General features: G+C 38.6%; 19 protein-coding genes and 7 tRNA genes. 6 read left to right on the forward strand and 20 right to left on the reverse strand.

The window, feature by feature from the left end; genetic code table 11:
• Nucleotides 1-54 precede the first annotated feature (54 nt).
• The gene (locus JI666_RS05990) at nucleotides 55-1,305 is read right to left on the reverse strand and encodes an MFS transporter (RefSeq protein ID WP_206889835.1); all 1,251 of its coding nucleotides are present in this window, start codon (nucleotides 1,303-1,305) and stop codon (nucleotides 55-57) included.
• Between the two features lie 101 nt (nucleotides 1,306-1,406).
• Here JI666_RS05990 and JI666_RS05995 point away from each other — a divergent pair, with 101 nt between their 5' ends.
• Nucleotides 1,407-1,697: a hypothetical protein gene (locus tag JI666_RS05995; RefSeq protein WP_206889837.1), complete on the forward strand. Its 291-nt coding sequence runs from the start codon at nucleotides 1,407-1,409 to the stop codon at nucleotides 1,695-1,697.
• Between the two features lie 44 nt (nucleotides 1,698-1,741).
• Here JI666_RS05995 and JI666_RS06000 read toward each other — a convergent pair whose 3' ends face one another.
• From JI666_RS06000 to JI666_RS06045, 10 genes are all read right to left on the reverse strand, one after another.
• A complete protein-coding gene (locus tag JI666_RS06000) occupies nucleotides 1,742-2,353 on the reverse strand; it encodes a superoxide dismutase (RefSeq protein ID WP_136947550.1) in 612 nt (203 codons plus the stop codon).
• A 234-nt stretch (nucleotides 2,354-2,587) separates the two neighbouring features.
• Nucleotides 2,588-2,663 (reverse strand) — tRNA-Phe (locus JI666_RS06005).
• A gap of 276 nt (nucleotides 2,664-2,939) precedes the next feature.
• A tRNA-Met gene (locus tag JI666_RS06010) sits at nucleotides 2,940-3,016 on the reverse strand.
• A gap of 185 nt (nucleotides 3,017-3,201) precedes the next feature.
• Nucleotides 3,202-3,294, reverse strand: a tRNA-Ser gene (locus tag JI666_RS06015).
• A gap of 10 nt (nucleotides 3,295-3,304) precedes the next feature.
• A tRNA-Ile gene (locus JI666_RS06020) sits at nucleotides 3,305-3,381 on the reverse strand.
• A 13-nt stretch (nucleotides 3,382-3,394) separates the two neighbouring features.
• Nucleotides 3,395-3,470 (reverse strand) — tRNA-His (locus JI666_RS06025).
• Between the two features lie 24 nt (nucleotides 3,471-3,494).
• Nucleotides 3,495-3,571, reverse strand: a tRNA-Met gene (locus tag JI666_RS06030).
• A gap of 3 nt (nucleotides 3,572-3,574) precedes the next feature.
• A tRNA-Asn gene (locus JI666_RS06035) sits at nucleotides 3,575-3,649 on the reverse strand.
• 139 nt (nucleotides 3,650-3,788) lie between these two features.
• Nucleotides 3,789-4,271: a DUF456 domain-containing protein gene (locus JI666_RS06040; RefSeq protein WP_206889840.1), complete on the reverse strand. Its 483-nt coding sequence runs from the start codon at nucleotides 4,269-4,271 to the stop codon at nucleotides 3,789-3,791.
• 113 nt (nucleotides 4,272-4,384) lie between these two features.
• The gene (locus JI666_RS06045) at nucleotides 4,385-6,013 is read right to left on the reverse strand and encodes a Na/Pi cotransporter family protein (protein ID WP_206890390.1); all 1,629 of its coding nucleotides are present in this window, start codon (nucleotides 6,011-6,013) and stop codon (nucleotides 4,385-4,387) included.
• A gap of 233 nt (nucleotides 6,014-6,246) precedes the next feature.
• Here JI666_RS06045 and JI666_RS06050 point away from each other — a divergent pair, with 233 nt between their 5' ends.
• Nucleotides 6,247-7,038, forward strand: a complete 792-nt coding sequence (locus JI666_RS06050) for a DUF1189 domain-containing protein (protein WP_206889842.1) — start codon at nucleotides 6,247-6,249, stop codon at nucleotides 7,036-7,038.
• A 102-nt stretch (nucleotides 7,039-7,140) separates the two neighbouring features.
• Here the strand turns inward: JI666_RS06050 and JI666_RS06055 are convergent, their stop codons facing one another.
• Together JI666_RS06055 and JI666_RS06060 are read right to left on the reverse strand one after the other, a co-directional pair.
• Nucleotides 7,141-7,797 (reverse strand): NfeD family protein, encoded by a 657-nt coding sequence (locus JI666_RS06055; RefSeq protein WP_206889845.1) that lies wholly within the window; start codon nucleotides 7,795-7,797, stop codon nucleotides 7,141-7,143.
• A 79-nt stretch (nucleotides 7,798-7,876) separates the two neighbouring features.
• A complete protein-coding gene (locus tag JI666_RS06060) occupies nucleotides 7,877-8,752 on the reverse strand; it encodes a DUF1002 domain-containing protein (protein ID WP_206889846.1) in 876 nt (291 codons plus the stop codon).
• Between the two features lie 184 nt (nucleotides 8,753-8,936).
• On the opposite strand from JI666_RS06060, the gene yqfZ reads away from it, so the two are divergent.
• Nucleotides 8,937-9,242 (forward strand): protein YqfZ, encoded by a 306-nt coding sequence (gene yqfZ / locus JI666_RS06065; protein ID WP_206889848.1) that lies wholly within the window; start codon nucleotides 8,937-8,939, stop codon nucleotides 9,240-9,242.
• A gap of 158 nt (nucleotides 9,243-9,400) precedes the next feature.
• The gene (gene ispG, locus JI666_RS06070) at nucleotides 9,401-10,519 is read left to right on the forward strand and encodes a flavodoxin-dependent (E)-4-hydroxy-3-methylbut-2-enyl-diphosphate synthase (protein WP_206889850.1); all 1,119 of its coding nucleotides are present in this window, start codon (nucleotides 9,401-9,403) and stop codon (nucleotides 10,517-10,519) included.
• 71 nt (nucleotides 10,520-10,590) lie between these two features.
• On the opposite strand, the gene JI666_RS06075 is transcribed toward ispG, so the two are convergent.
• Entirely contained in the window at nucleotides 10,591-10,998 is a 408-nt protein-coding gene (locus JI666_RS06075) for a DUF4190 domain-containing protein (RefSeq protein WP_286170616.1), read from the reverse strand.
• 159 nt (nucleotides 10,999-11,157) lie between these two features.
• Between JI666_RS06075 and JI666_RS06080 the strand changes: the two genes are divergently transcribed.
• Nucleotides 11,158-11,736, forward strand: coding sequence for a hypothetical protein (locus tag JI666_RS06080; RefSeq protein ID WP_206889852.1), 579 nt, complete (start codon nucleotides 11,158-11,160; stop codon nucleotides 11,734-11,736).
• A gap of 15 nt (nucleotides 11,737-11,751) precedes the next feature.
• On the opposite strand, the gene JI666_RS06085 is transcribed toward JI666_RS06080, so the two are convergent.
• From JI666_RS06085 to JI666_RS06105, 5 genes are all read right to left on the reverse strand, one after another.
• A complete protein-coding gene (locus JI666_RS06085) occupies nucleotides 11,752-12,168 on the reverse strand; it encodes a Fur family transcriptional regulator (RefSeq protein WP_206889855.1) in 417 nt (138 codons plus the stop codon).
• An 18-nt stretch (nucleotides 12,169-12,186) separates the two neighbouring features.
• Nucleotides 12,187-13,026: a metal ABC transporter permease gene (locus JI666_RS06090; RefSeq protein WP_206889858.1), complete on the reverse strand. Its 840-nt coding sequence runs from the start codon at nucleotides 13,024-13,026 to the stop codon at nucleotides 12,187-12,189.
• Nucleotides 13,027-13,803 (reverse strand): metal ABC transporter ATP-binding protein, encoded by a 777-nt coding sequence (locus tag JI666_RS06095; protein WP_206889859.1) that lies wholly within the window; start codon nucleotides 13,801-13,803, stop codon nucleotides 13,027-13,029.
• A gap of 221 nt (nucleotides 13,804-14,024) precedes the next feature.
• The gene (locus JI666_RS06100; RefSeq protein ID WP_286170617.1) at nucleotides 14,025-14,717 is read right to left on the reverse strand and encodes a lytic transglycosylase domain-containing protein; all 693 of its coding nucleotides are present in this window, start codon (nucleotides 14,715-14,717) and stop codon (nucleotides 14,025-14,027) included.
• A gap of 189 nt (nucleotides 14,718-14,906) precedes the next feature.
• The gene (locus JI666_RS06105; protein WP_206889860.1) at nucleotides 14,907-15,773 is read right to left on the reverse strand and encodes a YitT family protein; all 867 of its coding nucleotides are present in this window, start codon (nucleotides 15,771-15,773) and stop codon (nucleotides 14,907-14,909) included.
• A gap of 147 nt (nucleotides 15,774-15,920) precedes the next feature.
• On the opposite strand from JI666_RS06105, the gene JI666_RS06110 reads away from it, so the two are divergent.
• Nucleotides 15,921-16,181, forward strand: a complete 261-nt coding sequence (locus JI666_RS06110; protein ID WP_206889861.1) for a DUF2624 family protein — start codon at nucleotides 15,921-15,923, stop codon at nucleotides 16,179-16,181.
• Nucleotides 16,182-16,207: 26 nt separating this feature from the next.
• Here JI666_RS06110 and JI666_RS06115 read toward each other — a convergent pair whose 3' ends face one another.
• On the reverse strand, nucleotides 16,208-17,101 hold the full coding sequence (locus JI666_RS06115) for a deoxyribonuclease IV (RefSeq protein ID WP_206889862.1): 894 nt from the start codon (nucleotides 17,099-17,101) through the stop codon (nucleotides 16,208-16,210).
• Nucleotides 17,102-17,194: the final 93 nt, after the last annotated feature.

Below are 17,194 nucleotides of genomic sequence, written 5' to 3' on the forward strand. Positions count from 1 at the left end.
ATCTCTTCTCCTAACTATACTTACTGGTGTTCCAAAAGTAAAGGGACTAAGGAGCTATTGTAACACTTCAGGAGGTGATTCTGTTTTGGTAACTGGTTTGCTTTTGAGTCTTCTAATAAACACGTAAATGAACGAGTGACCCGCACCTACAATTAACAATAAAATTGGTATACTTTTCTCATCGTTAAATAAAGAAACAGCGATTAGAAAAAGGATGATAGAAACAATTCTTCCCAAGTTGAGGTATACCTCTCGAACGACAATATATTCAATTCGCATTTCAGCTGCATTCCAAGCCTTCCCGATGACATCATACGTTAACGAAATATATGGTACAAGGAGTAATGGATAAGCAAGAGAAATACATATTCCATACACAAGCAGTTTCCCAAAAGTTAAATCAGATATAAGAAGAAAAACTGAGGCATAAAGGATGATCCCACCATATAATATAGCTTGTTTTCTAAAGCGTGGTTTAATCAGTCGTGTTGCCAAGTAATACGCAAGAAAGGCCACTGCAGAATTTACAAGTCCGAACGTTCCGATAGCGAGTTCACTTTCAGTTGTGATAAAGACAAGCACGACAATAATGAAAATAAAAGTTCCCTCTCTAATTCCTTGGAAGAAGTGAGCATGCAATATGTTTAACCAATCTGAATTCGCTTTTCTTTCTTGAAAGACCCGTCTGAATGAAAGTGTGCCTTTTGCAGAACGTCTTTCCAAGAAGAAACTTAAGATTACTGCTGCAAAAAACAAAGCAAGTGAAACCCCAAAAATCACTTTATAACCCGTAAATGCTTCAAGACTTGAAATAACAAATCCTGCGAAAATCGGTCCAATCATCCCTGCAAAGGATGTAAGTAGTCCTAGAAACCCGTTAAAAAAATCTCTTGTCTCTGGCTCGGTAATCTCAAATGTTAACACATTAAAAGCGAGCCAATAAAAGCCAAAACCAATGCCAAGTAATGCACCTAGTAAGATGAGTAAGTGACTTGCATTCTGACCTAGAGCTAGGACCGTAATATAGAAAAGCGCAAGAAATATTACGCCTATCCTTAATACAATTACCCTGTCCATTTTTTTTGCCCACCTACCAGCCAGAATAAAGGTCAACGGCTGACTAATAACAACTGCAAGATTATAAATACCTATATCGGTAAATTCACCGGACTGTTTCCACAGGTATACATTTACAAACGTGTTTGAGAGCGCGATGCTCAATGCATATAAACCACCGATTGTAAGTAATAACAATAAGTCTTTTGTTACTTCTATATCACCAATCATGTGTTTAATGACTTTCATAACAAACTCCCCTTTTTTCATCCACCCTTATTTTGTATTAATTCCTGCTCGTTATGCGGATGTTTCAAAAAGGATAAACTGTTTTTGAAAGGGGATATGACATGTTCTGCTTTATACACCAACACAAATCAATCATTCCTGAAGTTCGAAATCATTTTCTTAAAAGGTTGGAAGAAGTACTTATTCAACTGAACAGCCCTTATGAACTTCATAACAATCTTCATACAACAATCATCAATAAAGGAATGGATGAACTTACTATTACCATGTCGGAAAGACAAATCCTTATATTAAGTAATTACGACTTTGAAGACGGTTCAACTATTACAGATTTGGTCATTGAAAAGGCAATGGATACTTTTGGTTCGATCTCTGTTCATATTGAATACTAAAAACCCCGACAACAGAGTTGTCGGGGTTAACCAATAAGCTTTTATTATTTAGCTGCTTCGTAACGCTTAGCAACTTCATCCCAGTTTACAACATTCCAGAATGCGCTGATGTAATCAGGACGCTTGTTTTGATACTTAAGATAATAAGCATGCTCCCAAACATCAAGACCTAGAATAGGAGTTACACCTTCCATTACAGGCGTATCCTGGTTAGGTGTGCTTGTTACTTCAAGTTCTCCGCCTTTAACTACAAGCCATGCCCAGCCTGAGCCGAAACGTCCTGCAGCAGCGTTAGCGAAATCTTCTTTGAAGCTTTCAAAGCTACCGAATTTCTTTTTGATTGCTTCACTTAGGTCACCAGATGGCTCTCCGCCGCCATTTGGGCTTAGAAGTTGCCAGAAAAGTGAGTGGTTAGCATGGCCACCGCCATTGTTTCGAACAGCAGTACGGATGCCTTCAGGTAGAGCATCAAGATTACCAAGAAGATCTTCAAGGCTCTTAGATGCGTGGTCTTCGTGACCTTCTAGTGCACCATTCAATTTTGTTACATATGCGTTATGATGCTTGTCGTGGTGGATCTTCATTGTTTCTTCGTCAATATGTGGTTCTAGTGCGTTGTAATCGTAAGGTAGTTCTGGTAGTTCAAATTTAGCCATTGTGAATCTCCTCCTTAAAATAATATGTAACTTGCTGTCACGACGGGAATCCCGTCACATGGACATGATAACGTCACAAGTTTACAGTAGCAGATTTGTCATGGGTTTTCAAATAATAAACATTTGAATTCCCGCAACACATATAGATTTTCCCCGCTAAATTTAAAATTAAACATCTAAGCATAAAATGCTACAAAAAAACTCGCCATATTGGCGAGTGGGATCTTTATTAAGTGGTGGCTCCGGACGGAATCGAACCGCCGACACGTGGATTTTCAGTCCACTGCTCTACCGACTGAGCTACAGAGCCGAGGAATGTATAACGTGTAATTGCTGTATGTACTTATACTTCAAAACCAATATGTTAATCTCTTCACAATGGAATCAGTATTTATATATTGTACATTTACGTTTGTGAGAAATAGCACATAGATATGAGTTTAGATTGTGCCTAAAGGGACTCCGAATTAAAAATTTTACGTAGAAACTTATTCGACGTAGTTAGAATTTATAATTGGTTGCACCATGTGGCACTACCATTAAATTCTAACGCTGAAGTGTATTCGACGTAGTCAGAATTTATAATTGGTTGCGGGGGCAGGATTTGAACCTGCGACCTTTGGGTTATGAGCCCAACGAGCTACCGAACTGCTCCACCCCGCGACGATATGAATAAATATATGCTGTGCCTGCTTCATTATGCAGCGCACTGTTTCTTCCTCTACAAGATTATGCTCCGATGCGTATCCGTCGAAACAACTCGTTGCTGTTTCAATGATGTAACGCTCGTTGCTTCACCCCGCGACGATAAGAATAAGTGTACTGTTTTTAACTTTGAAAGTTAAAAATGGAGGAGGAAGAGGGATTCGAACCCCCGCGGGCGATTAAGCCCCTGTCGGTTTTCAAGACCGATCCCTTCAGCCAGACTTGGGTATTCCTCCGATATTCATTTGGTGGACCCTGCAGGACTCGAACCTGCGACCGGACGGTTATGAGCCGTCAGCTCTAACCAGCTGAGCTAAGGGTCCTTATGTAATAAAGTGGGGCGGCTGATGGGAATTGAACCCACGAATGCCGGAATCACAATCCGGTGCGTTAACCACTTCGCCACAACCGCCACTGTGTGTCGTATGAAAATACATGGTAGCGGCGGAGGGGATCGAACCCCCGACCTCACGGGTATGAACCGTACGCTCTAGCCAGCTGAGCTACACCGCCATATGGCTCCACAGGTAGGATTCGAACCTACGACCGATCGGTTAACAGCCGATAGCTCTACCACTGAGCTACTGTGGAATATTTCTTAACGACAAGAACTAATATACCATATCAGGAATTGAAGCGTCAATAACTTATTTAAAATTTATTTCGCTCATCCAAAATTAATTCTGAAAACACTATACCATTCTTTCTTTTACTCATCAAGAACTCCAAGTTATATTACATATATCAAGAAGACAATCACCATGATTGCTTGAAGAACACCTTTCATTAATGCTCCTCCTAGAAATCCAAGAAGTGACCCTACTCCAACTTGTACAGATTCTTTAAACGATTTACGGTGAATAACTAATTCTGCTCCTACAGCTCCTATAAATGGCCCAAGTAGGATTCCAACAAACGGAATGATAAAGGGTCCAATTAACAACCCAATTGTACTTCCCCATATTGCTGCTTTTGAACCTCCGTATTTCTTTACGCCGAATAAGTTACTTGCATAATCTGCTACGAACAATAAAACAGTAAGCAGGATCTGAATAATCCAGAAATAAATCGTCATAGGGGCAAATTCAAAAAACACACCGTACAAAACAAACCCTATATATACGAATAGCACAGCAGGTATAATGGGATAAATTAATCCCACGAAAGCCACTATAAAAGCAACACTAATTAATGACCAGAATAAAATTTCCATTTTTTCACCACCTCTTCCTTCTATTATATACTCACAGTTTTTTTCCTTCTATAAAAATAAAAACCCCATTAAAAAATGGAAGCAGGGAATTCCCTACTTCCATCTAAAAATCTTTATTCTTCGCCAATTACAGCTTCCGCAATATTAACGGCGTGGTCACCAATACGTTCTAAGTTACTGATAATGTCGACAAATACGATTCCTGCGCTTCCAGTACATTCGCCTTCATTTAAGCGAAGGATATGTTGTTTGCGAAGTGTTCTTTCCATTTTGTCAATTTTATCTTCGAGTTTAACGACTTCCTGTGCCTTATCGACATCCCACTTATCAAGTGCATCAAATGCTTCTTGAAGAGCTGAAAGTGTAAGATTAAACATGGTATCTAAGTCATTCATTGCTAATTCAGTCATTTTGACTTTGTTACTAATTTGATAATCAACGAGTTCTACAATGTTTTCCATGTGATCACCAATTCGCTCAATATCACGAACAGAGTCCATTAACATGCCATGTCTAGTTGATTCTTCACCAGAAAGAGATGTTGCAGACAACTGAATGAGGTAGTCTGTTATTTTATTATCCAGGTTATTGATTGCTTCTTCATATTGAACTGTTTTCTCAGCACTTTTCTGGCTTCTAGAAGTTAAATAGTTTGACGCTTCTTTAACGCCTTTATAAGCAAATTCACTCATACGAATAACTTCCTCTTTAGCCTGTCCAAGTGCAACAGAAGGAGAACGCTCAATAAATACTGGATCAAGGTGCTTTGGTTTGTATTCAATGGTTGAATCTTCACCAGGAATAATCTTTGTCACAAGAATTGCAAGTCCAGCTATAAATGGAAACTGAATTACTGTATTTGTGATATTAAAGATTCCGTGTCCAAAAGCAATCGTCATCTCAGGAGTTAAGTTTAACGAATCCCTAAGGTACTCGATAAACGGCGTGTACGCGAATAAGAATATCAAGAAAATCGCTGTACCAATTAAGTTAAAGATTACGTGAGTAAGAGCTGTACGTCTGGCTGCTACAGATGCACCAATAGAAGCTAGTACTGCAGTAATCGTTGTCCCAATATTGTCACCGAACAAGACTGGCAATGCAGCTTGAAGGTCGAGAGCGTTTTGAGAATAGAGTCCTTGGAGCACACCAATTGTTGCGCTTGAACTTTGTACAATCACAGTAAATACAGTACCAATAACAACCCCTAATAATGGGTTTGAGCTCATATTAACAGTAAGCTCCTGGAAAGCTTCCAAGCTACGTAATGGTTTCATACCCGAACTCATGAGTTCAAGTCCAAAGAATAATGCACCGAAACCAAATACGATTTGGCCAGCGTAATTAACTTTCTTATTCTTAAAGAAGAAAATTAATAAAGAACCTACAGCGATAATCGGTAGTGCGTAATCTTTAATAGGAAAACCAATTATAAAAGCGGTAACGGTTGTTCCGATATTAGCTCCCATTACAACACCAATCGCTTGTTTTAACGTCATGAACCCTGCGTTAACAAGTCCAACGGTTAAAACTGTTGTTCCTGAACTACTTTGAATCAGAATCGTTACAATTACACCAGCGAGAACACCCATAAACGGATTTGTTGTAAACCGATCAAGAATGTCTCTTAAGCGATCGCCAGCTGATCGTTGAAGGCCATCTCCCATATACTTAAGTCCAAACAGGAATATACCTAGACCTCCCACAAACTGAAAGATCATCTCCTGAACGTTGAGTTCCATCATTTCAACCCCTTGCACCTAGATTTATTTTTTCGACAATACTCAACAAAGTCCCTTGTCTATTATCTACATCGATACCCCCTTTGTAAAGAGTTAATATAGATTTGTAAATATATTATTGATATATCAAAATTGTTTCAGAAAAGTTTCAACAACCTTATTGTTCCCATCCGCCAATTTAAGCTAAACTGGTTTTGGAGGGAAGACCCCCCAGATGGAGAGGAGATTATGATTTGAACGTTTTTAAACAACTCTATTACAGTTTATTTTCACCAAAGATGATGGCTCGCTTTCGGTTCCAGAAGCTTGGAAAGCCTATTTTTTATGTATTTCTGCTTATGCTAATTACTTCTGTACCAGTCGGGATCATCACGGCTGTTTCATTTACAAATGCCTATGATGAGCTTAAAACGCACATGTCAGATGTGCCTGAATTTACATTGGAAGATGGTAAGCTAACCTCTGAACAATCAGAACCGCTCGTACGAAATAAAGATGGGCAAACTTTTATATTCGATGCGACTGGAGAAACTAAACCTGATGACGTTTTAGAATTTAATTCAGCCATCGCCTTTTTAGAAGATCGAATTATAGTAAATGATGCTGGTACAAAACAGGAGTTTGATTATAGTAATTTCAGCACGATGACACTTACCAAACAGGATGTGAGTGAACTTTCTCAAAACCTTGATAGTCTGCTGCCAATCTTTATTCCATTACTTATCTTTGTTGTCTATTTATTTCAAACTGGCCTTAAGTTTATTGGCATTACGGTTCTTGCCACAATCGGTTTACTATTGAGAAGTATATCCAAACGTAAAGTATCCTATAAACAACTATGGGTGCTCTCTGTTTATGCAGTTACAATCCCAACTCTATTTTTTGCTATCATGGCAACTTTAAAAACTACAGTACCATTAGGATTCTTACTATACTGGTTTGTAGCAATTGCGCTTCTTTACTTAACGATTAAAGAAATACCGCTCCCGAAAAAGCGTGTAAAAAATGAGCGAACGATTGATTAAAAGAGAGAAAGAGATAGATCAACTTATTTATTAACAACAAAGAAGGAGCATTCGCAAAGTTGGAATGCTCCTTCTTAATGTTCATATCCGGACTTACACATTTTATATAGGATGTCGCTTACTTTGTTCCTTTTGCTCCTCGATAACGATTCGCGTTCCATCAACAGACGTAATAATGACTTCAACATCTTTGTTGATCCAGTTTCCTGCTGAAATGGCACTGTATTTCTTGTCATTTAATCGAATCGTACCACTTGGTCTGAACGCAGTAATCGTTATAGCCGTTTCTCCTATTAACCCCTTATACTCTTCATTCATGGAATTATAGCCCATTTCGCTACTTAGTCGATCCTTTAGTGTCATTTTAGTCCACATTGAACGCGCTTTGAAAACCCGTAGAAAAAGAAATGACCCTGCTGTACCGATCAAGAACCCACTTGATACAAGTAGCCCGTAAACGAAAGTAGGGGAAGGTATAGCAACAGCAGTAACCATCATCAAGAGTCCAATTAATCCAAACGTTCCATCGTTTAATAGCTTCCCATCAAGGATAACCAGACCAAGGCCTACTGCAAAGACAAGCCCCATCCAGAGCATTGATGATAGTGACGTAAGATGAAAACTAAAGTAAAATGTAAGCATTAGAATTCCAATCAATCCAAAAATCCCTTTTACACGGACGAGTAATTCGCCAAATAAGAAGAGCACACTAACTAGAATGACAAGAAAACCAACAATCGGTAACGATAAAATTCCCATCCTCGCTCCCTCCTTCTCACTTCTCACTTCTCTCTTCTATTACGTTTAGAAGTGCAAAAAGTTTCAGTTTGTTACTAAGTTAAGATTGGAATATTCCTTTTAGACCATCAATAAGTGCAATAAAAAAGTCAAGGATCTTTCTAATAAAGGATTGCGTTTCTTCTTTATTTAGGAATTCATCAAGATTTTCTCTTGCATTCTCTAATTGACTCTTCATTTGATCCCAATCGATATCAAGATTCTTCATTCGATTAAATAGTGCGACCAAACCATCAAGTTCATCCTGCGTCAGTTCAATCCCTGAATCACTAGCAATTTGCTTGATAAGTGTTCTAAGTTCTTCTTCTGTTTCTGGCGGATTTGTCGCAATCTCATCTTTGATCTTCGTCATTAATTCAGTAGCTTTATCTGCACCAACACTATCGCTTAGCTTAGCTGTTGTAACAAGTTCTTGGTTAGCTACCTGCTTTTGTTCTTCAGGAATGACTTTGTCAGAACTAAGTTCATATGCCTTAATAAGCCCTGTAAGCGCTGCAGTTCCAGACACTTCAGTTGGTGCTGTAACATAGATGTCTGCATCTTTCACACCCGCGGTTATTAGTGCATTCGCGTACATTTCATCTGTTACCCAGTTAATATTATTCGTTTCAACACTTAAGCCGGCATCCTTTTCTCCTATTGTTATGGAAGAAGAAGATAGTGCGCGTGTTCCAATTAGTGCTTTACTTATATAATCCCCGAGGTATTTGTGCTCCTCTTCATTCGATACACTAACTGTCATTGCATCTTTAGGCGCTTTCATTTCCTCTAACAAGTTCTGCTTTTGATCTTCTGATAAATCTTCTCCAAGAGTGACAATAACATCTCCAACACTAGCATCTGCTAGAGCAACAACAGGCATAATAGACATGATCAACAACATAGATAGGATAAATGGAATTACTTTTTTTAGCATGTTTTGATCTCCTTTTTAGCGTTAGGCTTCCGTTGATAAAGAGTGCTTTTACTCTTCATCTCCCTGTTATTTTACTCGACCCTTTGATGAAAGAAAAGATAAATCCACTAGAAAGGTGACATATTATGGATGGACAAGCATAGAGTAGAACTAAAATACTCTTTCAAGGAGAGCGGTGAAAGTTATGCGTAAACTTCTGTCTATATCGCTTTTTCTGCTTGTCCTTCATACCACATATTATGATTTAACGACTGGTACTCTAGCCTCTCACCCTGTTGTCTCAGTAGTAGACAACCCCATTGAAAAGGAAAACGAGCCATTCATTGTTTATCAAGTTAACGCTGGTGATACAGTCCTTTCATTAGTTGAAAAAGCAAACGGGACGATTCCTGTTTCGATTGATACAATTGTTCACGATTTCGAAACATTAAACGAAATCCCACCCACCCGTATACAAATCGGAAAGAAATATAGAATCCCAACATACTGAAGTCGATTCGGTCAATCATTATTTCTTGTCAATAGCTCTCTAAAGTTGCTACAATGGTGTAGTAATAAAGATGAGTCTTATTCCCTATTGGGGAGTATATACAAAGCGATCTAAATCATGAGGTAAGCAATCCTACATGTAAAAGGAGCGATTTTCGCATGAATGAAATTACCCACCGTAGTAAAACTAGACCTGTTAAAGTAGGTCCTTTAACAATAGGCGGTAACAATGAAGTTATTATTCAGAGTATGACAACAACCAAAACGCATGACGTTGAGGCAACAGTTGCAGAAATTAATCGTCTAGAAGAAGCTGGATGTCAGGTTGTCCGCGTAGCTTGTCCAGATGATCGAGCAGCAGATGCGATTCCAGAAATTAAAAAGCGAATCAACATTCCTCTCGTTGTTGATATCCACTTTAATTACAAGCTAGCTCTCAAAGCAATTGAAGGTGGCGCTGATAAAATCAGAATTAATCCTGGTAATATCGGTCGTCGTGAGAAAGTCGAGGCAGTTGTAAAAGCAGCTAAGGAGAAGGGCATCCCCATTCGAATTGGTGTTAATGCTGGTTCTCTTGAAAGAAAAATTCTTGAGAAATACGGGTACCCAACTGCTGAGGGTATGCTAGAAAGTGCACTGCATCATATCAAAATTCTTGAAGACCTTGATTTCTACGATATCATCGTTTCAATGAAAGCTTCTGATGTGAACCTTGCTACTGAGGCATATGAGCTTGCAGCACGTTCATTCGACTACCCACTGCACCTTGGTATTACTGAATCTGGGACACTATTTGCTGGTACGGTAAAAAGTGCAGCTGGTCTTGGCGTTATCCTTTCAAAAGGAATTGGTAATACTGCTCGTATTTCACTAAGTGCAGATCCAGTTGAGGAAGTTAAGGTAGCAAGAGAACTTCTTAAATCATTTGGTCTTGCAGCCAATGCTGCAACCTTAATCTCTTGCCCAACTTGTGGTCGTATTGAAATCGACCTCATTTCAATTGCAAATGAAGTTGAAGAATACATTTCAACTATTAAAGCACCGATCAAAGTTGCAGTGCTCGGCTGTGCTGTTAACGGTCCAGGTGAAGCTCGCGAAGCAGATATCGGTATTGCAGGAGCTCGTGGTGAAGGACTATTATTCCGCCACGGTGAAATTATCCGTAAAGTGCCAGAAGAAACAATGGTCGAAGAGCTTAAAAAAGAAGTCGATAAAATAGCTGAAGAACATTACAAGAAAATGGAAGAAGAAAAGGCTAAAGCTGAAGCTAATTCTTGATTATCCATTTCCTTTATATAGGAAAGCCTGACATCCAGTGGATGTCAGGCTTTTTCTAGAACGCATTTCGACTAAAAGAATGGGGCGAAGAATAAACTGATGATCATTGAAGCGGCACCGACACCAATTGCCCAAGAACCCAGCGTTGTGAGTCCTTTTCTTCTCGCAACAAATCCTACGACAATACCCGCTGCTCCAAGTATAACGGGTAGAATAAACAGCGAAAGGATCGATAAAGCTAGTGCGGCTACGCCAACTCCTACACCTGTCGTTTCCTGTTCCTTTCTCTTAGCTTCAAAGTGTTCTTGACGCTCCTCAGAAGTTGGACGTTCATTTTCAGGCGACTGCAAATAAGGACGGTCTAATACACCTGGTGCTACTTCGGCTGCAGCTTCTTCGAGGTATTCCTCTTCAGACTTGCTGTGCAACTCCCGTTCCTCGATGAAATCCAGATCCTCATCATGTCTGTCTTCTGTCATATACATCCCTCACTTTAGCATGTTGTGGAGCATGATTAGTATTCGTAAGAGCTAGGGAGAATATGTTTTTTACATCAGTAAGATACTGCCAATTTTCAACTTAATGAGCTTCGAATGTATGATATGATGAAGAAAGAACAAACATAAAGGAGTTCTTTTATGACAATTAAACGACTTGGCCTTGATATTGATGGGACTGTTACAAGTCCAAAAACTTTTCTTCCTTACTTAAATTCTTCGTTCAACAAACAGCTATCTCTTTCAGATATTACTCAATATAACCTTGCAAACCTTCTTGACATTCCACAGGAAGAATTCTATGAGTGGTTGAAAAGCAATGAAGAAACCATCTATTCAAATGCCATCATAGCTGAAGATGCACATCCCATATTAGAAGATTGGAAAGGGAATTACGAACTGTTTTATATAAGTGCCAGGGGTGATCATTTACTGGATACAACTAGAAATTGGTTTACTACAAATAGCGTGCCGTATCATCACATTGATTTAATAGGTAAACATGACAAAATAAATTCCATTAAGAAGCACAAAGTCGATGTTTTCTTTGAAGATAAACATGATAATGCTTGTGACATAGCTGAAGAATGCGATATTCCCGTTATCCTTTTTAATACCCCTTACAATCAGGGCGCGGTTCCATTAGGTGTTAAACGATTAGATACTTGGCCAGAAGCAAGGATTTGGCTTCAACAATATCACAAAAACGGAAGAGCATAAGCTCTTCCGTCCTCGTTACTGTACCTGACACTCTCCGCACTTTCCATATACTTCGAATTTATGACCTGTTACTTTGAACTCAGAATCGCCTACAGGTATATCTTCCATTGGACATGATTCAATTTGCCGCGTTCTTCCACATTGCAGACAGATCAAATGGTGATGATGATGATTAGTCGAACAGCTAAGTCGATAGCGCTTCTCGCCGTTCCACTCTGTCTCTTCTAGTATCTCAAGGTCTTTAAATAGCGTTAGATTTCGGTAGATCGTATCTACACTCATTCCAGGATAGCTTTTTTGCATATGGATGAGTACATCCCTTGCAGATAAATACCTTTTTTCTTTTGCAAATAGTGTAACGAGATCTTCGCGTTTTTCTGTATATTTAAATCCCTCATCTTTTAGAATCCGCAATGCAGTAGATACATTCATACTTCCACCTCAAATATGTTAAGATTTCCTTTGTTTTAATCGCTTAAATAAAAGAACGCCTACAAGAATTAGCGCAGATAATAGTACAATAGTGCCTCCAGGGGCGATATCGAGATAATATGCCAGAACAAGCCCACCAAGTACTGCCATTTCTCCAAACAAAATGGAAAAGCCAATCGTTTGTTTAAACCCTTTAGCGATTCTAATACTTGCTGCAACAGGTAGCGTCATTAGAGCTGAAACAAGGAGTACGCCAACTATTTGCATTGAAACAGCAATGACAAAAGCGACGAGTAATATGAAAATAAATTGAATTGATTTCCCTCTTATACCCGAAACAACCGCATGCTCTTCGTCGAATGAAAGAAAGAATAATTCCTTATATAGAAATGTTACGACAAGCAGTACCACTACCGTAATGACTGCAACTGCAATTAAATCATTACGACTAATGGCAATTACGCTTCCAAATAAGTAATTGAACAAATCTGAATTAAATCCATCCGCAAGGGATAAGAAAACAACCCCAAGTCCTATACCACCAGATAAAGTAATTGGAATCGCTAATTCTTCAAAATGTTTGTATACTTTCCTAAGCTGTTCAATAAATAACGAACCGGCTGCAGAAAACGCCATACCCATGTAGACTGGGTTAATCCCTTGCCAAAATGCAGAATACTTTCCTATAAGAAGGCTTGCTGCAATCCCAGCAAGTGTAATATGAGAAAGAGCATCTGCAATCAATGCCTGCCTTCTAACAACAATAAACACACCAAGTAATGGTGCAATAATCCCAATTAAAACTCCTGCCAAAAACGCATTTTGTAAGAACTCAAATTTCCATAAAGCCTGAATCATTTATACTCCTCCATGACCATGATCGTGATTTAAAACGTGGACATGGTGTCCATAAAACCCTGAGAGCTCACGATCATTAAACTGTTCAAATTCCTCCGTTTCGCCATGGAAATGAAGCGATTTGTTTAAGCATGCTACATGAGTAACCTTATCTGTAATGGTTCCTATATCGTGTGTAACAAGAAGTAGCGTAATTCCATTATCCTTATTTAACTTACCGAGTAGCTGATAGAAATCACTTGTGGAGTTTGCATCTACACCCACAGTTGGTTCGTCTAGAATAAGAATATCAGGGTTACTCACCAGTGCTCTTGCTATAAAGACTCTTTGTTGTTGACCACCTGAAAGGTCACCTATATTACTGGAACTATACTCTTTCATTCCAACAAGTTGCAGCGCATCGAGTACTGCATCTCGATGACTAGACTTCATAAACTTAAATAACCCCAACTTACTTGTTAGTCCCATTGATACAACTTCAAATACGGAAGCAGGAAATCCAGAATTAAAACTATTGGCTTTTTGAGAAACGTAACCAATTTTACTCCAATCATGGAATTTATTAATTTTCTGCCCAAATATGTTTACATATCCTTTTTGAGGTTTAAGCAGACCGAATATGATTTTAATTAAGGTTGATTTGCCTGATCCGTTTGGTCCTACGAGCCCAACAAAAGCTCCCTCAGGAATTGAAAAAGTAATGTCATCAAGAACATAATCGTCTCCATAGTGAAACGAGATGTTTTGGAGATCAATGATCGTGTTAGAATTTGTCATAAACAAAACCTGCCATTTATAAGAATGATTACGATTTACATTATGTAGTATACCGTATATGATGACAATTTGTAAATTTTGATTTACAGGGATAAAAGAGTTTTCACATGAAATTGCATGTAAATAAATTTAACTGTAGATAAAATCCCCCATACCTATATAGGTATGAGGGATTTCTTTACGCTTCTCTAAGAGAAACGAAGGTGCTATTAGGTGTGCGATTACAACTCATGAAGGCTTGCCATTTCTTGAATTTCTTCTGAATAGCCGCTTTTAGGTGTACCTTTTTCAGATACATAAGCCTTTAATCCGCCAATGCCGCGATTATATGCAGTCAGGGCTTCATCCCAGTTGCCATATTTATCATAGAGATAATCAAGGTATGTGACTGAGAGAGTCATTGAGAAATAAGGATCAAATAACTTTTCCTCAGAATAGTTTATACCTGCCATGTCGGCAATCCAAGGAGCAGTGTTTGTCATAAATTGAGCCATGCCATAGGCTTGTCCGTATTTCGTTTCAGGTCCTGTTAGTTCAGGATCAAATGTGTTTCCAGTTTCCACTTTTAGAAGTTCATATGCAATCGCAGGATCAATATCTACTTTCATAGATTGATACGCCAGAAAAAGACCCCATTTCTTGCTGAACCTCCCTTCACTGTCATCGTAGAATTGTTCCGAGTAAGCTTTCGCTTTCTTCCACTCTTCTACACTGACAGAACCTGGGTCAAGTGAATAACCTGTTTCATTTTCTAATTTAGTTAGAGCTGTCTGAGTTTTCATCTGATCGTTCTTGGATGTTTTTTGATCCAATTCCCCGACTTTTGTTTTCGCATCGGCCACTTGCTCATTGAATAGATGAGATTGAACGAGAACTAGTGCTAGGACGAGAGTTAGAACAATAGCAGTGATCATTGACAGAGATTTTTTGAAATGATTTTTAATAAAATTGATAGTCTTGCACTCCTTTTCAACTGGTATTAATAAAGCTGGAGAGCACCAGTTAAGTATATACCCTATCATTTAAGTCTCAAACCTTTCTACTATTTTGCTCGGTTTATAAACCATTTCCTTAAGAAAAAAGACCCCCTTTATTAGGGAGTCTTAGTGGATTGGAGATTTAAATTTTGCACCTCTTGTTTCCTGGGTGTTCATTATTGTAATGAAAGCCTGAGTATCAATATCATAAATAACACCTTTGAGTTTGGTTACTTCAAGGCGCGTTATCACGACATAAATGACTTCTTTCTCTTCATCTGTGTAGCCACCTTTACCAATAAGCTTTGTCGTACCTCTCCCAAGTCGATCCAGAATAGCATTCGAAATTTCCTCATAATGATCAGACACAATAAGAACAGCCTTCGTTTCATCGAGACCCTGAATAACCGTATCGATCGTTTTAAATGCAATATAGTAAGCCATAACAGAATACATCGCATTTTCCCAGCTAAAAACAAACCCGGCCCATGTGAAAATAAAGATATTTGTAAACATCACAAACTCCCCAATGGAGAATGGGATTTTCTTCGTTAGCAAGATGCCAAGTATTTCAGTTCCATCCATTGAACCTCCATGCCTTATGACAAGCCCAACTCCAAGGCCAAGGGTAAGCCCACCAAAAACGGTTCCTAGAATAGGCTCTGTTGTAAATGGCTCTGTATGATGAAGTAACGTCTCATAAACTGCAAGCCCAATGATTCCAAATAAAGTTGAGAATGCAAATGTTTTACCAATTTGCTTGTAGCCATAGTACATAAACGGAAGGTTTAAAACAATAACGAGAATAGCAAAGTTGAAGGGGGTTAAGTGATCTAGAATAAGGGAGACACCTATAATACCACCGTCAATCAACTGATTTGGAACAAGAAATAATTCAATAGCTGCGGCAGCAAGAAATGCTCCGACCATAATCATTAAAAGACGATAGATCAGGTGCGTTTTACTTTCTTTCCTGTGTTGTTTTTTTTGCATTACGCCCTCCTAGGCAATCTATGTATACTTTTTATATATTATATAAGAAATAACGAGCTTCTTAAAGCAATGAAGTTCATTAAAAGTAATTTCGAACACTTCATTGAGCGACCTGCATAGTATGAGGTAGGCAAAGGGGGCAACGTGATGAATCCTATTCAACTCCAACTTGTTAACTTTAAATTGAATCGTATAACTACTGATGAACTCCTTCAACTTTCTAAACAATACAGCATCACACTTTCTGAAAAAGATGCAAAAAAAATTGTTCAAATACTAAAACAGGAGAACATTGACATCGCCAACCAAACACAACGTAAACGTATCTTGATGAAAATTAGTCGTGAAGTTAGTCCAGCTGTTGCATCCCAAGTTAACAGGTTAATCCTTTCATTTCTCAATGAATAACAAAAAACCGCTTAAGCGGTTTTTTGTTAAGGAGTTGTTAGCTTATTTTTAAGCTCTTCATCAAATTTCTGGTTGCGAAGCATTTCAATCTCGAGTTTGTAAGGTGCCTTTTTGTTTTTCTTATCTTCGCCTACATATGGCGTCTCCAAAATTTTAGGTATATCCTTCAATTGTTCGTGATGGATCACCTTATTTAGCGCTTCAAAACCGATATAGCCAAAACCAATGTTCTCATGACGGTCTTTCGATGCGCCTCGTTCATTCTTGCTATCATTTACATGAAGTACTTTCAGACGATCAATCCCAACAATTCGGTCGAATTCATTTAGAACACCGTCGAAGTCATTAACGATATCATAACCAGCATCGTGGGTATGGCAAGTGTCAAAACAAATGGATAATTTCTCGTTATGAGTAACACCATCGATAATTTGTGCAAGTTCTTCAAAGCTTCTCCCACATTCAGAGCCTTTTCCAGCCATCGTTTCAAGCGCAATTTGAACTTCTTGATCAGCAGTTAGAACTTCATTAAGCCCTTCAATAATTTTCTTAATGCCCTGCTCAGCACCTGCTCCTACGTGAGCACCTGGATGTAATACGATTTGTCTTGCTCCTAATGCGTGAGTCCGTTCAATTTCTGACCGAAGAAAGTCTACCCCGAGTTGAAATGTCTCTGGTTTCGTTGTATTTCCGATATTAATGATATATGGGGCATGCACGACAATATTGCTTATCCCGTGCTCTTTCATGTGAGCTGTCCCCTTTTCTATATTAAGCTTTTCAATCGCTTTTCGTCTTGTGTTTTGAGGCGCACCTGTATAAATCATGAAAGTAGTTGCACCGTATGAAACAGCTTCTTCACTTGCACCTAGTAGCATTTTATCTCCACTCATAGAAACGTGCGAGCCTATTTTCAACATTACATTCATTCCTTCCTTTAATCATTCAATATCATAGCACAGAGCCTTTTACAAGGTAAAGCAAACAAAAACCCTCCTGTAAAAGAGGGTTTT

It is taken from the genome of Bacillus sp. NTK071, from assembly GCF_017303315.1.
GTDB lineage: Bacteria > Bacillota > Bacilli > Bacillales > Guptibacillaceae > Guptibacillus.